The 253-nt window shown below is 65.6% G+C and carries 1 pseudogene; it reads left to right on the top strand.

Features of this window, described 5'->3' with window-relative positions:
- Window positions 1-253, top strand: a pseudogene (locus CDN38_RS33760) (CTP synthase); the annotation flags it as partial.

Here is a 253-nt window from a genome sequence, read left to right as displayed (position 1 = left end):
CACCGAGCGTGGCCCGGAGAAGGCGCTGTTCATGCACCTCACCCTGGTGCCGTACATCGGCGCCGCTGGTGAGCTGAAGACCAAGCCGACCCAGCATTCGGTGAAGGAACTGCGCTCGATCGGCATCCAGCCGGACGTGCTGCTGTGCCGTTCGGAACAGGCCGTGCCGGATTCGGAGCGCCGCAAGATCGCCCAGTTCACCAACGTTTCCGAGCGCGCGGTGATCAGCGTGCCGGACGTCGACGTGCTGTAC

The sequence above is a fragment of the Mycobacterium ostraviense genome, from assembly GCF_002705925.1.
In the GTDB taxonomy this organism is placed as follows: Bacteria; Actinomycetota; Actinomycetes; order Mycobacteriales; family Mycobacteriaceae; genus Mycobacterium; species Mycobacterium ostraviense.
This window is presented reverse-complemented; position numbering and strand designations above follow the sequence as displayed.